This is a genomic window from Bradyrhizobium huanghuaihaiense (genome assembly GCF_025200885.1).
Classification (GTDB): Bacteria; Pseudomonadota; Alphaproteobacteria; order Rhizobiales; family Xanthobacteraceae; genus Bradyrhizobium; species Bradyrhizobium huanghuaihaiense.
The window spans coordinates 7,570,362-7,585,460 of record NZ_CP104172.1 but is presented as its reverse complement, the minus strand read 5'-3'; the positions used below and the strand labels follow the sequence as shown (position 1 = coordinate 7,585,460).

Annotated in this window: 16 protein-coding genes; 6 read left to right on the top strand and 10 right to left on the bottom strand. The window is 65.7% G+C overall.

Annotation, left to right across the window (positions count from 1 at the left end):
- Positions 1-40: 40 nt before the first annotated feature.
- From fliJ to N2603_RS35660, 5 genes are all read left to right on the top strand, one after another.
- The gene (gene fliJ, locus N2603_RS35680) at positions 41-460 is read left to right on the top strand and encodes a flagellar export protein FliJ (RefSeq protein WP_008562039.1); all 420 of its coding nucleotides are present in this window, start codon (positions 41-43) and stop codon (positions 458-460) included.
- 178 nt (positions 461-638) lie between these two features.
- Positions 639-1,184: a sigma-70 family RNA polymerase sigma factor gene (locus N2603_RS35675; RefSeq protein WP_260385820.1), complete on the top strand. Its 546-nt coding sequence runs from the start codon at positions 639-641 to the stop codon at positions 1,182-1,184.
- Positions 1,185-1,221: 37 nt separating this feature from the next.
- Complete coding sequence (locus N2603_RS35670; protein WP_260385818.1) at positions 1,222-2,280, top strand: anti-sigma factor; 1,059 nt, start codon at positions 1,222-1,224, stop codon at positions 2,278-2,280.
- A 249-nt stretch (positions 2,281-2,529) separates the two neighbouring features.
- A complete protein-coding gene (locus N2603_RS35665) occupies positions 2,530-3,489 on the top strand; it encodes a helix-turn-helix transcriptional regulator (RefSeq protein WP_260385816.1) in 960 nt (319 codons plus the stop codon).
- Positions 3,490-3,607: 118 nt separating this feature from the next.
- Positions 3,608-4,828 (top strand): NAD(P)/FAD-dependent oxidoreductase, encoded by a 1,221-nt coding sequence (locus N2603_RS35660; protein ID WP_260385815.1) that lies wholly within the window; start codon positions 3,608-3,610, stop codon positions 4,826-4,828.
- A 252-nt stretch (positions 4,829-5,080) separates the two neighbouring features.
- On the opposite strand, the gene N2603_RS35655 is transcribed toward N2603_RS35660, so the two are convergent.
- From N2603_RS35655 to N2603_RS35620, 8 genes are all read right to left on the bottom strand, one after another.
- On the bottom strand, positions 5,081-5,281 hold the full coding sequence (locus N2603_RS35655; RefSeq protein ID WP_018646220.1) for a hypothetical protein: 201 nt from the start codon (positions 5,279-5,281) through the stop codon (positions 5,081-5,083).
- 294 nt (positions 5,282-5,575) lie between these two features.
- On the bottom strand, positions 5,576-7,717 hold the full coding sequence (flhA, locus tag N2603_RS35650; protein ID WP_026312493.1) for a flagellar biosynthesis protein FlhA: 2,142 nt from the start codon (positions 7,715-7,717) through the stop codon (positions 5,576-5,578).
- Between the two features lie 333 nt (positions 7,718-8,050).
- Positions 8,051-8,347, bottom strand: coding sequence for a copper-binding protein (locus N2603_RS35645; protein WP_018646218.1), 297 nt, complete (start codon positions 8,345-8,347; stop codon positions 8,051-8,053).
- Positions 8,348-8,363: 16 nt separating this feature from the next.
- Positions 8,364-8,819, bottom strand: coding sequence for a cupredoxin domain-containing protein (locus N2603_RS35640; RefSeq protein ID WP_035667462.1), 456 nt, complete (start codon positions 8,817-8,819; stop codon positions 8,364-8,366).
- Positions 8,820-8,851: 32 nt separating this feature from the next.
- Positions 8,852-10,189, bottom strand: coding sequence for a copper oxidase (locus tag N2603_RS35635; RefSeq protein WP_026312491.1), 1,338 nt, complete (start codon positions 10,187-10,189; stop codon positions 8,852-8,854).
- Positions 10,190-10,202: 13 nt separating this feature from the next.
- The gene (locus tag N2603_RS35630) at positions 10,203-11,627 is read right to left on the bottom strand and encodes a TolC family protein (protein WP_260385814.1); all 1,425 of its coding nucleotides are present in this window, start codon (positions 11,625-11,627) and stop codon (positions 10,203-10,205) included.
- A gap of 9 nt (positions 11,628-11,636) precedes the next feature.
- Entirely contained in the window at positions 11,637-11,921 is a 285-nt protein-coding gene (locus N2603_RS35625) for a hypothetical protein (RefSeq protein WP_260385813.1), read from the bottom strand.
- Positions 11,922-11,994: 73 nt separating this feature from the next.
- Positions 11,995-12,435, bottom strand: a complete 441-nt coding sequence (locus tag N2603_RS35620) for a hypothetical protein (RefSeq protein WP_260385812.1) — start codon at positions 12,433-12,435, stop codon at positions 11,995-11,997.
- A gap of 151 nt (positions 12,436-12,586) precedes the next feature.
- Between N2603_RS35620 and N2603_RS35615 the strand changes: the two genes are divergently transcribed.
- Complete coding sequence (locus tag N2603_RS35615; RefSeq protein WP_260385811.1) at positions 12,587-13,852, top strand: MFS transporter; 1,266 nt, start codon at positions 12,587-12,589, stop codon at positions 13,850-13,852.
- Here the strand turns inward: N2603_RS35615 and N2603_RS35610 are convergent.
- Together N2603_RS35610 and N2603_RS35605 are read right to left on the bottom strand one after the other, a co-directional pair.
- Complete coding sequence (locus tag N2603_RS35610) at positions 13,849-14,268, bottom strand: DUF4864 domain-containing protein (protein ID WP_260385810.1); 420 nt, start codon at positions 14,266-14,268, stop codon at positions 13,849-13,851. The two genes, N2603_RS35615 and N2603_RS35610, sit on opposite strands and share 4 nt — an antisense overlap.
- A 66-nt stretch (positions 14,269-14,334) precedes the next feature.
- The gene (locus tag N2603_RS35605) at positions 14,335-14,973 is read right to left on the bottom strand and encodes a TetR/AcrR family transcriptional regulator (protein WP_260424331.1); all 639 of its coding nucleotides are present in this window, start codon (positions 14,971-14,973) and stop codon (positions 14,335-14,337) included.
- Positions 14,974-15,099: the final 126 nt, after the last annotated feature.

The window sequence follows — 15,099 nt, the reverse complement described above, 5'->3', positions numbered from 1 at the left end:
TATGTCTTGCAGCTAGGGGACTTCTGGGGAGTACGAGTCGATGAAGTCACGTGATACCCTCATCCGCCTGAAGAAGTTTCAGGTCGACGAGAAGCGCCGCCGGGTCACCCAGATCGAGACCATGATCGCCGATTTCCAGCGGATGTCGGTCGATCTCGAACGCGAGATCCAGACCGAGCAGGACCGTGCCGGGATCAACGATCCCTCGCACTTCGCCTATCCGACCTACGCCAAGGCCGCGATCCAGCGCCGCGAGAACCTGACCCGCTCGGCCGACGAGCTCAAGGGCCAGCTCGACGAAGCCAAGGCCGCGCTGGCCGAGGCCTTCGAGGAGCTGAAGAAGGTCGAGCTCCTCGACGAGCGCGACCAGGCCCGCGAACGCGCCGAGGAGAACGCCCGCGAGCAGGCCGACCTCGACAGCATCGGCCTGATGCGCGCCCGCATCGGCGCCGTCGCCTGACGCGCTAGCCACAAACCTGCCGAGAATTTGCCAAACCCGGACCCGCAAGGTCCGGGTTTTCGCATGGGCTGTCCACAGCGCGGCGCCACGCCCCTTGGTGGTCGGCTTTGCCGCGCGCTATGGTAGCGAAGTGCCGGGGCCTGCGCGGAACGCGACGGCCCACGTGTTGGGGGGCTGAATGCTGACGCCAGCAGAGCTGGTCGGGCTGATCGAGGCGGTCGCCAGGGGCGATCAGGCCGCGTTCGAGCGCCTCTACGTCGCCACCCGCGCGAAACTCTATGGCGTCGTGCTCCGTATCTTGCGTCGGCAGGATCTCGCAGAGGAGGTCGTTCAGGAGACCTACGTCAAGATCTGGAACGGCGCCGGCCAATTCAACCCGGCGCTCTCGTCGCCGATCACGTGGATGGCGTCGATCGCGCGCAACCGGGCGATCGACATCGTGCGCAAGAAGTCGGAAGCCTCCATCGAGGAAGAGCCTCAGGCGATGGAGGTTGCGGCCGACAGTCCCGATCCTCTGGCGCGCCGGGAGATGACCGAGGAGCTGAAGCGGCTCCTGGAATGCATCGGCCGGCTCGAGACCGACCGTCAGAAGCTCGTGCTGCTCGCCTATTACAACGGTTGGAGCCGCGAGCAATTGGCGGAGAAATTTGCAGCGCCCGTCAACACGGTGAAGACGTGGCTGCGGCGCAGCATGCTGGATATCCGGGAGTGCCTCGGATTGTGATGGCCCGGACGACGAGGAAGGTTCTGGACTGCAATTGATGGCCTACACAGAGGACCATATCGCGCTCGCCGCGGAATATGCGCTCGGCACCCTCGACGCCGACGAGCGCGCGCAGGTCGAGACCATGATGGCGGTGGACAAGGCGTTCGCCGAAATCGTGCAGGCCTGGTCCTACCGGCTCGGCGTCCTCAACCAGATGGTCGGCACGATCGAGCCGCGACCGATCGTGTGGGAGAACATCAGGGCCGAGCTCGCGCGGACCGACTTTGCACAGGCGACGCCCGCGCCGTCTGAAGCATCGCCGCCTCCAGCACCTCTGCCGGAAGCTTCCCCGTTTGACGCCGTGTTGCCGCCGCCTTCGGATAGCACGCAGCCGGCCGAGCCGCAGCCTTCCGCAGTGGAGCCGCCGGAGGCGGCGCGACCGGGCTCCGATGCGCTGTCCGACGTCGTGCCGATCTTCATGCCGCAGGTCCATGCGCCCGATCCGGACGTGGTGCATGCGCCGCCGCCGCCGGTCGCCGACAACTCCAACGTGATCCGGCTCGAAGGCCGCGTGAAGCGCTGGCGCACCATCGCGTCCGCCGTCGGCGCGCTCGCGGCCGCGCTGCTGGTGACGCTGTCGCTCCAGATCTTCCAGCCCGACGCGCTGCCGGGCGCGTTGCGTCCCGCACCGCGCATTCAGACCGTCGAGGTGAAGACGCCGGCTCCGCTCGCCGCGTCCGCGCAATATGTCGCGCTGCTGCAGGGCCCGGGCGGCGGCCCGGCCTTCATCCTCACCATCGACGGCGCAACGCGAAACTTCACCGTGCGCAAGGTCGGCGCGACGCCGGAGCCCGGCAAGAGTTTCGAGCTCTGGCTGATCTCCGACAAGCTGCCGCGCCCGCGCTCGCTCGGCGTGATCGGCCAAGGCGAGTTCACCGCGCGTCCGCTGCTCGCCGGCTACGATGCCGACCTCGTCAACGGCGCGACCTATGCCGTCACCGTCGAGCAGGCCGGCGGCTCGCCCAGCGGCCAGCCGACCTCGGCGCCGGTGTTCACCGGCAAGCTGATCGAGACCGTGCCGCCGGCGCAGCCGCAAGCACCCGCGAAGAAGTAGGGGCGTCGTAGCGGTACCGTAGCCCGGATGAGCGAAGCGATATCCGGGGACAGTGGTCCCGCATGTCGCTTCGCTCATGCGGGCTACGAGACCGCGCTACTGTCGCCCCCGTCCGCCCCGCCGTCGCATTCCGACAAGTCCGCCCAAATCCCATCCCGGTTTGAACCTCCCCGCAATTCGCCGCGTCAAATCCCCGGAATTTGCAGTCGGCGCGGCCGATCATTGTGCCGAAGAGGGGCGAGACATCAGATGGATGCAGCGAAAACGCCGGGCATCTTTATTCACCAATATGCAGGCCTGCCGCAGGGTGCGGCCTTCGAGCATTGGCGCGAGCGGGCCGTCGGGGCCTGCGGCCTCGACATCGGGCCGAGCCAGGGCGACAGCATCGATTGCCGGCTCCAGGTCAGCGTGGTCGACAATATCGTGCTGGCCATTCCCGAAGGTGCCTCCGCGCAATATTCGCGCACCCAGAGCCACCTTGCCGACGGCAGCGACGATCTCGTGCTGATCGCGGCACATGCGGGCCTCGTCCGCGTCGGGCAGAACGGCCACACCGTGGAGCTCGCGCCCGCGCAGATGGTGCTCGTCGACATGGGTATCACCGGCACCGTCGGCCACACCGATGAGGATCGTTTCACCAGCATCCGCATGCCGCGCCGCGCGCTGCTGGACATCAATCCGCGCGCAGAGGACAAGCTGTCGCAAGTGCTCTCCGACGGCGCGGTCGCCGAGACCATCTTCCGCTACCATGCGCTCGCCGCCAATCACGCGCCGCATCTGGACGCCGTCGGCCAGCGTCTGACCGCGCAGCACATGGTCGATCTCGTCGGTCTCCTGCTCGGCACCGATGCCGAGCATGCAAGCCTCGCGCGCGGGCGCGGGCACGCGGCGGCCCGCCTCGACCTGATGCAGGCCGACGTGATGGCCGCGCTCGGCCGCAACGATCTGTGCCTGGCCGAAGTCGCGACACGCTCCGGCTTAAGTCCGCGCCAGGCGCAGCGCCTGTTCGAGCAGGCCGGCACCACCTTCACCGAATTCGTGCTGGAGCAGCGCCTCTTGCTGGCGCGAAAGCAGCTCAGTGATCCCCGTGCGAGGGCGCGCAAGATCAGCGACATCGCGCATTCCTCGGGCTTCTCCGACCTGTCCTATTTCAACCGCGCCTTCCGCAAGCGCTTTGGCGCGACGCCGTCGGAACTTCGCGAGGCGTGAGGCCCACGTTTTGTGCAGCGGCCCGGCGCCGCCGCAGTTGGTCGATCCTGACGAATGGGCTATATCTAGCCGCGCGGGCAGGCCGCAGGACCTCTTTGGAAAGTGCGAGTAGGCGGACATGGCGCGTATCGTCGTGCTCGGCGCCGGGTTTGCGGGTCTGTGGGCGGCCATCGGCGCCGCGCGCAAGCGCGACGAGATCGGCGTAGGCGGCCGTGACATCGAGATCCGCCTCATCGACCGCAGCCCCTATCACAACATCCGCGTGCGCAATTACGAGACCGACCTCAGCGAGGTCGCACTTCCGCTTGCGCAGTTGCTCGATCCGATCGGCGTCACGCACGGCCTCGGCGAGATCGAGTCGATCGATCCGGCGCATCGCAAGATAGCGCTGGTCACGAGCGGCGGGGAGGAGACGCTGAGCTATGATCGCCTCGTGCTCGCGCTCGGCAGCGAGGTGATGCGCCCGGACATTCCGGGCCTTGCCGACCATGCCTTCGATGTCGATACCTATGCTGCGGCGCTTCGCCTCGAGGATCATCTGATTTCGCTCGGGCGCAGCGCGCCGTCGCCGGGGCGATCCACCGTCGTCGTGGTCGGCGCCGGCTTCACCGGCATCGAGGTCGCGGCCGAAATGCCCGACAGGCTGGCGCGCGCCGGCATCACCGGCGGCCGCCGCATCATCCTGGTCGATCCCAATCCGACTGTCGGCGCCACCATCGGCGCGCAAGCGCGTCCCGTCATCGAAACGGCCTTGTCGTCGCTCGATGTCGAGACGCGGCTCGGCGCGCGCGTCGTCTCGATCGAGGCCGCCGGCATTCACCTCAGCTCGGGCGAGTTCATCCCGACCCAGACGGTGATCTGGTGCGCCGGCATGCGTGCGAGCCGGCTGGCCGAAAACTTTCCGGGCGCGCGCGATCGCCTTGGGCGCCTGCTGGTCGATCCCTTCTTGCGCGTTGCGGATCTGCCTGGCGTGTTCGCGGCCGGCGACGTCGCCTCCAGCGTGGTCGACGGGCTGCATCCGACCGTGATGTCCTGCCAGTTCGCCCGGCCCATGGGCCGCTTCGCCGGCCACAATGTGGTGGCCGATCTTGCCGGTGAGCCGATGCTGCCGCTGCGGATCGACTGGTACGTGACCGTGCTCGACCTCGGCGGCTGGGGCGCGCTCTATACGGAAGGGTGGGATCGCGAGGTCCGCGCCACCGGCGCGGCCGCGAAGGCAACCAAGCAGACCATCAACCGCAAGCGCATCTATCCGCCGCTCAACGGCAGCAAGGACGATCTGTTCGCCGCCGCAGCGCCGACCGTGCAGGCACCGCCGCCGACGTATGGGGCGAGGTAGTTGGGAGGCGAGGCCGTGCTCCTTGCTCCGTCATTGCGAGCGCAGCGAAGCAATCCAGACTGTCTCCGCGGAAAGACTCTGAATTGCTTCGCTGCGCTCGCAATGACGAGCCACCCCAGACGTGAGAAAGCGCCCGTGGGGGGCGGGCGCTTTCTGTAGTCGACTTGGGGTTGGGGTCGTCTACATATCCACGTGGCGACTTTGGGGGGCTGGTAAAGAGCCGCGTGAATTCACAAAACTTGTCAGATCTCCTTATCGAACGAGGGACGCGTTCGAGCTGGTGATAACGACCGGCTTGCCGGCCTTGATGACGCGGGCCGTCTGGGTCAGACCTTCGTCCGAACCCGAGCGTGCCGTGATGCCGAAGCCCGCCACCGCGATCCCTGCGACGAGGGCGACGACCACAATCTTCAAATGGGTCGCGCGATCGGCGCTGTAGATCGAGTGGTTCATGGAAGCCTCCTGCCGCCACCTACCCGAAGTAGTCGCCGGCCGTTTGAGGCAGGTTCATGCTTCCGGTGCCCAACAACGTAGTATTGGGCGGATTCGTTCCCAAGGGGCGATCACAAGAGCGTGATAGGACGTGAAAGATCGCGATCAAAAACGGCTCTTGATCGTTCTTTTTTATAATTATTTCAAAGCTGTAATGCGCCTTCCGGGCGCCTCTTGGGGCTTTGGTCCACAAGGCGCCAGGAACTCAAAAACCATTTGCCTGTGGCCGAAAAACACACGGCTTCTTAAGGCAAATCAGATGCTTCCGACCGTTTTCAACCTCGCCCTGGGGTGGATTTCAGCCTGCGACAGCACGGTGGTCTGGGCGCGGAACCGCTCAACGAGAGAGCGCACGAAGGGACGAATTGCCGCAGAGGTGACCAGCACCGGCGCCTCGCCTTCGCGGGCGGCGCGCTCGAAGGCCTCGCGCACGGCGGTCATGAACTCCGACAGCTTCGAGGGCTGCATGGCGAGGCTGCGCTCCTCGCCCTGGCCGATGATGGATTCGGCGAAGGCCTGCTCCCACCGCGCCGACAGCGCGATCAGCGGCAGATAGCCGTTGTAGGAGGTGTTCTGCGCGCAGATCTGTCGGGCGAGGCGGGCACGGACGTGCTCGACCATGGTGGAGGGATTGCGCGAGAAGGCGAGCGAGTCCGCAATGCCCTCGAGGATGGTCGAGAGGTCGCGGATCGAGATGCGCTCGGCGAGCAGCAGCTGCAGCACGCGCTGGATGCCGGAGACCGTGACCTGCCCGGGGACGATGTCCTTGACCAGCTCGCTCTGCTCTTTCGGCAGCTCCTTGAGCAGCTTCTGCACCTCGCCATAGGAGAGCAGGTCCGACATGTTGGCCTTGAGCAGCTCGGTGAGATGGGTCGAGAGCACGGTCGCGGCGTCGACGACGGTATAGCCCTTGAGCGAGGCCTCTTCCTTGAGGCTGGCATCGACCCAGGTTGCGGGTAGGCCGAAGGTCGGCTCGGTGGTGTGGATGCCGGGCACCTGAACCTGGCTGCCGCCGGGGTCCATGACCATGAACTGGTTCGGCCAGATCTTGCCGGTGCCGGCGTCGACCTCCTTGATCTTGATGATGTAGGTGTTGGCCTCGAGCTGGACGTTGTCGAGGATGCGCACTGCCGGCATCACAAAACCCATCTCGATCGCGAGCGAGCGGCGCAGCGCCTTGATCTGTTCGGTGAGGCGGTCGGTGCCGTCAGGTCCGTTGACCAGCGGCAGCAGGGCATAGCCGAGCTCGATCTTGAGGTCGTCGATCTTCAGCGCGGCCGAGATCGGCTCTTCCGCCGCGGCCGCGCCGGGCGCACCCGGTGCGCCGGCGGCAGGCGCGGCGCTGGCGGCTTCCTCGGCCTTCGCGGCGGTGCGCTTGTGGTTGCGGGCGTGCCATGCCAGCGCGCCGGCGCCGGCACCGAGCGCGAGGAAGGGAATGGTCGGAATGCCCGGCAGGGCCGCCAGCACCAGCATCACTGCCGAGGACATCGCCAGCGCCTGCGGATAGCCGGAGAACTGCTTCATCAGCGCCTTGTCGGCGGCGCCGGAGACGCCGGCCTTGGAGACGAGCAGGCCCGCGGCGGTCGAGACGATCAGCGCCGGCACCTGGGTGACGAGGCCGTCACCCACAGTCAGCAGCGTGTAGCTGCGCCCGGCGTCGGCGAAGGACATGCCCTGCTGCGCCACGCCGATGATCATGCCGCCGACGACGTTGATGAAGACGATCAGAAGGCCCGCGATGGCATCGCCGCGGACGAATTTGGAAGCACCGTCCATGGCGCCGAAGAAGCCGCTTTCGTCCTCCAGCTCCTTGCGCCGCTGCTTGGCGACCTTCTCGTCGATCAGGCCGGCGCCGAGATCGGCGTCGATCGCCATCTGCTTGCCGGGCATGGCGTCGAGGTGGAAGCGTGCGGCGACTTCCGCGATACGGCCCGAACCCTTGGTGATGACGATGAAGTTGACGATGATCAGGATGGCGAAGACGATGATGCCGATGACGAAATTGCCGCCCATCACGAAGCTGCCGAAAGCTTCGATGACGTGACCGGCGGCGGCCGTGCCCTCGTGCCCGTGCGACAGGATCAGGCGGGTCGAGGCCATGTTGAGCGACAGACGCAGCATGGTCGAGATCAGCAGCACGGTCGGGAAAGCGGAGAATTCCAGCGGCGTCTGGATGAACAGCGAGGTCATCAGGATCAGGATCGACAGCGTGATCGAGATCGCCAGGAACAGGTCCAGCACGATCGCGGGCAGGGGCAGGATCAGCACCACCAGGATGGTGAGAACGCCCAGCGCCAGCGCGATGTCGCCGCGCTTGAGGATGTTGACGATCTCGTTGAGGGAGGGGATGCCGGGCTTTGCTGCGCCTACGCCCTGTCCCGCGGTGACGTCGACCATGGTAGCTGCCTCCCCGCGCGACTGCCGGCCGCGCGCCCCAAACGTCTGCGCGGCGGCCGATGGGCCGCCGTTCCGAAAGTGAGGCACCGCACTGGCGTCCACGGGAGCTCCCGTTCTACGCGGCTGACGACACTCGACTTCACTCGGCAATTCTTGCCGGGTGTATGGTTAGCAAAGGGTTAACGGAGGGGATGGCAGGGGGTCGGACTGGGGTGTTTCGGGGACTTTCCGGGCGTCGTTCCGGGGCGGCTCGGAGAGCCGAACCCGGAACCTCGAGATTCCGGGTTCGATGCTGCGCATCGCCCCGGAATGACCGTTGAGGGGGAGGCGCCCCTACTTCGCCTTGTCCATCTTCGTCACCGTATACCCCGAAGTCGCCTCCTCGGCCTCGAAGGTCACCTTGTCGCCGACCTTGACCTGCTTGAGCATGGCGGGGTCCTTGACGCGGTAGACCATGGTCATGGGCTCCTCCATGCCGAGGCTCTTGGCCGGCCCGTGCTTGAGCGTGATCTTGCCAGCGCTTTCGTCGATTTTCTTGACCTCGCCGCTGATCGAGGCGCCCTGCGCCGCTCCGAAGGTCAGGCCGAGCGTCAGCACGAGCGCGGCGGTGGTGCGGGTGATCGATTTCATGGCTCTCTCCAGTGCTTCACTTGACGGTGACGTGGCCGACCATGCCGTAGTCGCGATGGTCCGGGATCAGGCAGGAAAATTCGAACGTGCCGGCCTTGCTGAACTTCCAGACGATCTCGGCGGTCTTGCTCGGGGCGAGCCGGACCCCGTTCGGGTCGTCGTGCTCCATGTGCGGATGTTTCTTCATCACCTCGGCGTGCGCGAGGTTCTCCTTGGTGGTGGCGAGCAGGAATTCGTGGTCTTCCTTGCCAGAATTGCGCAGCACGAAGCGGATCTGTTCGCCGCGTTTGACCGTGATGTTCGACGGCTCGTAGGACATCTCGCTCATCGCGATCTCGATGGTACGTGCGGGCTTCTTGGGATCGCCGGGCTCGCCGGCCGAAAAGGTCCCGTGCGCGTGCTGGTCATGAGCAATGGCCGGCGCGATAGAAAGCGCAGCCAGCGCGAGTCCGAGTTTGATAGTCTTCTTCATTGTAGTCTCCAGTTGGTGGTTCATCGAAACGCTCACATCTTCATGTTCTTCATCGGCGGACTGCCTGGTTTTTGCCGCGCCGGCTCCGCAGCCGGTGCCGTGACCTCGTAGGCGACGGTGCCTTGCGGGAATTTGTACGGACCGGGATCGCGGTAATCGTCGCGCGCGAGGTCCTCGCGGATCTTCATCACCGTGAACATGCCGCCCATCTCGATCGGACCGAACTGGCCGGTGCCGGTCATCATCGGCAGCGTGTTGTCGGGCGCGGGCATCTCCATGTTGCCCATCGCCATGCCGGTCGAGCCCATCGCCATGCCGTCAGGTGCGAGCTTGCCGACGGCCCTGGCGAGATCCTTGCGCGACACGCCGATCAGGTTGCGCACCTCGTGCCCCATCGCATTCATGGTGTGGTGCGACTTGTGGCAGTGAAACGCCCAGTCGCCGGGATTGTCGGCGAGTACGTCGAACACCCTGACCGCGCCGACCGGAACGTCGGTCGTCGTCTCCGGATATTGCGCGCTCTCCGGGATCCAGCCGCCGTCGGTGCAGGTCACCGCGAAGCTGTGGCCGTGCAGGTGGATCGGATGGTTGGTCATGCTGAGATTGCCGATGCGCACGCGCACCTTGTCGCCGAGCCGCACCGGCAGGGGATCGATCCCCGGAAACACCCGCGAATTCCAGGTCCACATGTTGAAGTCGGTCATCTCGTTGACCTGCGGCAGATAGGTGCCGGGGTCGACGCGATAGGTGCTCATCACGAAGACGTAGTCGCGGTCGACGGGGCGGAAGCTTTGATCGCGCGGATGCACGACGACCATGCCCATCATGCCCATCGCCATCTGCACCATCTCGTCGGAATGCGGGTGATACATGAAGGTCCCGCTCTTCTTCATCTCGAATTCGTAGACGAAGGTTTTCCCCGGCTCGATGTGCGGCTGGTTCAATCCGCCGACACCGTCCATGCCGCTGGGGATGATCATGCCGTGCCAGTGCACGGTGGTGTATTCGGGCAGTCTGTTGGTGACGAAGATGCGGACCTTGTCGCCCTCGACCGCCTCGATGGTCGGGCCCGGCGACTGGCCGTTATAGCCCCACAGATTCACCTTCATGCCTTCGGCGAACTCGCGCACCACGGGCTCGGCGACGAGGTGGAATTCCTTCCAGTCGCCGTTCATGCGGAACGGCAGTGACCAGCCGTTCAGCGTCACTACGGGGCGATAGTCGGGGCCGCTGATCGGGTGCAGCGGCGGCTGCATCACCACCTTGTCCATGGTGGGCGCTTCCGGAATGGACGCGGCCTGAACGCGGCCGCTGATGGCCGATGCGCTGGCAAGCGCGGCGGTGCCCAAAAATCCTCGGCGGGAAAACATGATGGCCTCCGTCTCAGTGGCCGCCATCGGCAGGCGCTGCCGCGGCGATAGTGGTTGACGTCTCGCCGCCGGCGGCGGGCGCGCCGCCACCATTGACGGCGGTCTGCAGGTCGGACTGGGCGAGGAAGAAACTTTGCTTGGCGTCGATGGCGCCGCGCAGTGACGCCAGGCGCTGCCGTGCCTCGGTCAGAAGCGCGAAGATGTCGACCTGCATGCTGGAGAAGCGCAGCTGCATCTCCTCGGTGATGATCTTGCGCAAGGGCACGATCTCGCGCTGGAAGTGGCTGGCGATGTCGTACGTGGACCGGTAGACGCGATAGGCATCTCGTGCCTCCGAGCGGACATTCACGGCCCGCTCGGTCAGGCGGTTGAAGGCGAGGTTGTAGGTCTCGGCCGCCTGCCGTACGCGCACCTCGCCGCCGTCGAAGATCGGGATCTGGAACTGGACGTCGAAGCCGCGTTCGCGGAACGGCGGCCCTTCCGGATCCTGGGTGCGGCGGGAGATGCCGGCGAGATCGAGCAGCGTCACCAAGCGCGTCGCCTCGGTGAGGTTCAGCGATTTCGCCAGCGCCGTCAGCTCCAGCCGCGCGATCTGCAGGTCGATGCGATGCGCCACCGCGTCGGCCTCGATCGTGGGCAAGGCCTGCGGACGGCGCGGCAGCGGCGGCAACTGGTTGGGCAAGCGGAAGTCGAGACCGTCGTCCCACAGCCCCATCAGGCGCGCCAGTCTTTCGCGCGCGCTCGCCGCCGCCTGGCGCGCCGTCGCGAGATCGGCGGTGGTCTCGGCATAGAACACCTGCTCGCGGGCCTGGTCGAGCTTGTTGAGCGAGCCGGTCTCGCCAAGCTTGACCGCAAGCTGAGCGGTCGATTCCGCCGTCGCCTTCGCGTCGGTCAGCAGCGCCACCATCTCGTTGGCGGCAACAGTGCGGACATAGGCGCGGCGCACGTCGGCAGCGAGCCGCAGCGTCGCCAGCGCCGCGCGCAATTGCGCCTGACGGAAGCGGTCGCGCGCGATCTCGGAGCGGAACGGCAGTGTTGCGAGGGCGAGGATGTCGCCGACAACCTGGCGCTCGATCTCGTTCGCGCCATTGCCCGAAATCCGCGAGATCGAGAACACGGGATTGGGCGGCAGGCTCTGCTCGACCAGCTCGGTTTCGGCCAGCGCCAGCTCGTTGTAAGCGGCTTGCAGCCCCTTGTTGTTGAGCAGCGCGATCTGCACGGCCGTCTCGGTGGTCAGCGTGCGCGCCAGCAACCGGCGGACGGTCGCCGTGACGGCCTCGGCACCTTCGGCCGTTCGCACGAAGGCAACGTCCTTGTTGATGGTCTGGCTCGTGAGCTCCGAGACCGTCGTCATGCCGCCGTCCGGCGAGAACGCCATGCAGCCGGAGAGTCCGAACGCGGTGAGCACGAGCAGGCCCCGCGCAAGATGGTGTGCCATGGCGCGCTCCTACCGGTCTTGCTTCGGCTGCGGCGTCACGGCGTCGTTGCGGTCGCGCCATGGCGCCGGCGTCGCAGGCCGCAGGCTGGTGTAGGGCGCGATGGTCGAGCGATAGCCGACGCGTGCCACCTTCGCCGCGGGATCGGCGGGGTCGGCACTGGCGAATTGTGTCGTTACCGACATGCAGCCGGACAGCGCCAGCGCGGCAAAGGCCGGCAGCAGCCAATTGAATCGAAAGTGTCGTCCACCCACCGCAGATGCGGCGGCAGACTTCGCCCCGGAAAGCGCGAGCATGATTCATCCCTGATCTGGAAACCACAGGTTCGCGCGCGCAAAAGCGCGCTCGGACCGACGTCGTTGCGTCAGATCAGGCGATGGGGGGGCGGTAGTGCTGGGGCGGCGCCGCGCTGTGCAGGCTGGCCACGATCTCGGGCGCGCAGGTCGACGTCGGCTGGACCGGCGTGGCGACGCTGGGCAGATCGGCCGGCAGCGCGCTGACGCACATCATCGCGCAGCACGGACCGACGGTTCCCTTGCCGCCATGATGATGCGGAGCCGGTGCATCCTTCGAGGCGGTCTGGTGATGAGCGTGGGTTCCCGCATGTTCGTGCGAGGCATCGCCATGCTGATGGCTCGCCATCTGGTGATGCGCCGGCACGAGATCGGCGAGGAGTGCGTCGTCAAGGCACGGCGCAGGGCCATTGCCCAAGGCAAGGCTTGCTGCCGGCGCGAGCACGCAGAACAGATAGGCGAGGGCGATGATCCGCCCCACCCTGATCCGCATCGATCGCGTCAATCGCAACAACATTCCGCCGATAGGCTCCTCGCGCGGCAAGGTTGCACACGCTGATTGCAAACTAATGGCAAATCGCGCGTTCGCCAAGCTCCTTCTTACCGCAGTGCACCGCGCATGCCCAATATATCGCCACGTTGCTTGACCGTGTGGCGATCCGCGGGCCATGGTCCGGCCCGTGCACGCGCCAAATCATCCCGAACAAAGATCAGACTCATTCAGCCCTGATTCCCGTCAGGCCTGGATGCGGCTCGTCATTGCGCTGGTGATCGGCTCGATCGGCGGCGTCGGCATGTGGGCGATCGTCGTCATGATTCCCGCGGTGCAGGCCGAATTCGCGGCCACGCGCGGCGCGGTGTCGCTGGCCTTCACCCTCATGATGTTCGGCTTCGGGCTTGGCGGCGTGATCGCCGGCAAGATCACGGACCGGTTCGGCATCGTGCAGGCGATGGCGATCAGCATCGCCTTCCTCGGTGTCGCCAATACGCTGGCGGGACTTTCGACGCAGCTCTGGCAGTTCATCGCGGCCTATTTCCTGATCGGACTGGGAACATCGGCGACCTTCGCGCCGCTGATGGCGGAGGCGTCGCACTGGTTCGAGCGTTATCGCGGCCTCGCCGTGACCATCGTCGCCAGCGGCAATTATGTCGCCGGCACGATGTGGCCCCCGATCGTCAATTGGGGCATGCAGTCGATCGGCTGGCGCTATACCCATATCGGCATTGGCCTCGTCTGTGTGGGCCTGATGACGATCCTGGTGCTGGTCCTGCGCGCGCAGATGGGTAACGACACGGTCCATGACCACGCCAAGGCACCTCCGCCGCGGGTCGATCTCAAGCTGTCGACCAACACGCTGACGGTGCTGCTCTCGATCGCCAGCATCTCCTGCTGCGTCGCGATGGCAATGCCGCAGGTCCACATCGTCGCCTATTGCGGCGATCTCGGCTATGGCGTCGCGCGCGGCGCCGAGATGCTGTCGCTGATGATGGGCTGCGGCATCATCAGTCGCATCGGCTCGGGCTATCTCGCCGACAAGATCGGCGGCATCCGCACGCTGCTGGTGGGATCGCTGGCGCAAGGCTTTGCGCTGGTGTTCTATCTGTTCTTCGACAGCCTTGCCTCGCTTTATATCATCTCGGCGATGTTCGGCCTGTTCCAGGGCGGCATCGTGCCGAGCTACGCCATCATCGTGCGCGAGGCGATGCCTGCGAGCGAAGCGGCGACGCGCGTCGGCATCGTGATCTTCGCCTCCGTGTTCGGCATGTCGTTCGGCGGCTGGGTGTCGGGCGTGATCTTCGATGCCACCGGCTCCTACGGTGCGGCCTTCGCCAACGGCGTTGCCTGGAACGCGCTCAATATCGGCATCGTCGTGCTGCTGCTGATCCGCTCGCGGATGGGCTCGGTGAAGACCGGTCCGGGCTTTGCGACTTAAACGGCCTGTCCTGCTTTCAGCAACGAACAGCCGGTGATCTTGTAGCTGCCGTCCGGCTGCTGCTCGAGCGTGTAGAGCGCCTCCCAGGCTTCGCCATTGGCATCAATGATATGGACGCGCTGGGCGATCCAACTGCCTTCGCTCTTGCTCTCGCCAAATTCAAAACTCTTGTGACGATAAACCGGCGCGTAGCCGTTCTGCACCATCGACATGAAAATGTCGGGGGTGGGGAAGATCTCCTTGATTGTGGGCGCGGCGTGAGAATAGGCCGCGGCCGCATCGTCGCGTGCAAAGGCCTGCTCCTGGGCGCGGACGATGCCCTGTGCCGCCGAGACATCGCCGGCGCGTGCTGAGACGGGGCCAAGCGCAATACCAAGGGCAACAGTGAGAGCGATCAGCAAGGCGGCAAGGCGCATGACAGGCTCCGCGTTGAAATCCCGGCGATGCTGATCTTAGCACGCTCCATAGGAAATACGGGCGTGCTATCGCTTCCGTTTCACCGCCGGTTTCGCGGGCTTGGCAACGCGGATCTTGACCTTGTTGGCCATCTGCACCCGCAGACCGTCGACGAACACGTCGAGCATCCGCAGCACCGAGGACTGCCAGCCGGGCTGGTCGTGCATGTAGCACATGCCGAAGAACGCGCGCAGCAAGTCCTCGGGACTGATGTCGGCGCGCATCTCGCCGGCCGCGACGGCACGATGGAGCAGCGAGCCGATCGCCGTGGTCAGCCGCTCGAAGGAGAAGGCATGCAGCTCGGACCCGCTCTGCACTGCGAGTGCCAGGGCTGCCACCATGCCCTTCTTGGTGGCAACGAATTCGACACCTGAGCGCAGCCAGCGCCTGAGCGCGTCGATCGGATCCTTCGTAGTCTTCAACTGCTCGGCGAGCTCGCTGAGCTGCTCGACCTCGCGCCGGTACACCGCCTCGAACAGATCCTCGCGCGTCGGGAAATGCCGGTAGAGCGTGCCGATGCCGACGCCGGCGCGTTTGGCCACGGCTTCCAGGCTCGCCTCGGGGCCGCCAGCGCTGAACACGGCCTTGGCCGCTTCGAGCACGCGCTCGCGATTGCGTACGGCATCGGCGCGGGGTTTTCGGGTCTGGTCGGTGTGGTCGTCCATATCAGGCAATGTAGATCACGAATTGGTTAGATTGAACCCTTGTTGAACCCTTGGCCGGCTGCATCGCGTTGTATGCGCACGGGCTTTGACGAATTCCAAATATTTTTCCGCGGCCCTTGTTAAGCG

Coding starts and splice junctions, on each gene's coding strand:
- fliJ (WP_008562039.1), top strand. CDS start 41: ATGAAGTCACGTGATACCCTCATCCGCCTGAAGAAGTTTCAGGTCGAC.
- N2603_RS35675 (WP_260385820.1), top strand. CDS start 639: ATGCTGACGCCAGCAGAGCTGGTCGGGCTGATCGAGGCGGTCGCCAGG.
- N2603_RS35670 (WP_260385818.1), top strand. CDS start 1,222: ATGGCCTACACAGAGGACCATATCGCGCTCGCCGCGGAATATGCGCTC.
- N2603_RS35665 (WP_260385816.1), top strand. CDS start 2,530: ATGGATGCAGCGAAAACGCCGGGCATCTTTATTCACCAATATGCAGGC.
- N2603_RS35660 (WP_260385815.1), top strand. CDS start 3,608: ATGGCGCGTATCGTCGTGCTCGGCGCCGGGTTTGCGGGTCTGTGGGCG.
- N2603_RS35655 (WP_018646220.1), bottom strand. CDS start 5,281: ATGAACCACTCGATCTACAGCGCCGATCGCGCGACCCATTTGAAGATT.
- flhA (WP_026312493.1), bottom strand. CDS start 7,717: ATGGTCGACGTCACCGCGGGACAGGGCGTAGGCGCAGCAAAGCCCGGC.
- N2603_RS35645 (WP_018646218.1), bottom strand. CDS start 8,347: ATGAAATCGATCACCCGCACCACCGCCGCGCTCGTGCTGACGCTCGGC.
- N2603_RS35640 (WP_035667462.1), bottom strand. CDS start 8,819: ATGAAGAAGACTATCAAACTCGGACTCGCGCTGGCTGCGCTTTCTATC.
- N2603_RS35635 (WP_026312491.1), bottom strand. CDS start 10,189: ATGTTTTCCCGCCGAGGATTTTTGGGCACCGCCGCGCTTGCCAGCGCA.
- N2603_RS35630 (WP_260385814.1), bottom strand. CDS start 11,627: ATGGCACACCATCTTGCGCGGGGCCTGCTCGTGCTCACCGCGTTCGGA.
- N2603_RS35625 (WP_260385813.1), bottom strand. CDS start 11,921: ATGCTCGCGCTTTCCGGGGCGAAGTCTGCCGCCGCATCTGCGGTGGGT.
- N2603_RS35620 (WP_260385812.1), bottom strand. CDS start 12,435: ATGTTGTTGCGATTGACGCGATCGATGCGGATCAGGGTGGGGCGGATC.
- N2603_RS35615 (WP_260385811.1), top strand. CDS start 12,587: ATGGTCCGGCCCGTGCACGCGCCAAATCATCCCGAACAAAGATCAGAC.
- N2603_RS35610 (WP_260385810.1), bottom strand. CDS start 14,268: ATGCGCCTTGCCGCCTTGCTGATCGCTCTCACTGTTGCCCTTGGTATT.
- N2603_RS35605 (WP_260424331.1), bottom strand. CDS start 14,973: ATGGACGACCACACCGACCAGACCCGAAAACCCCGCGCCGATGCCGTA.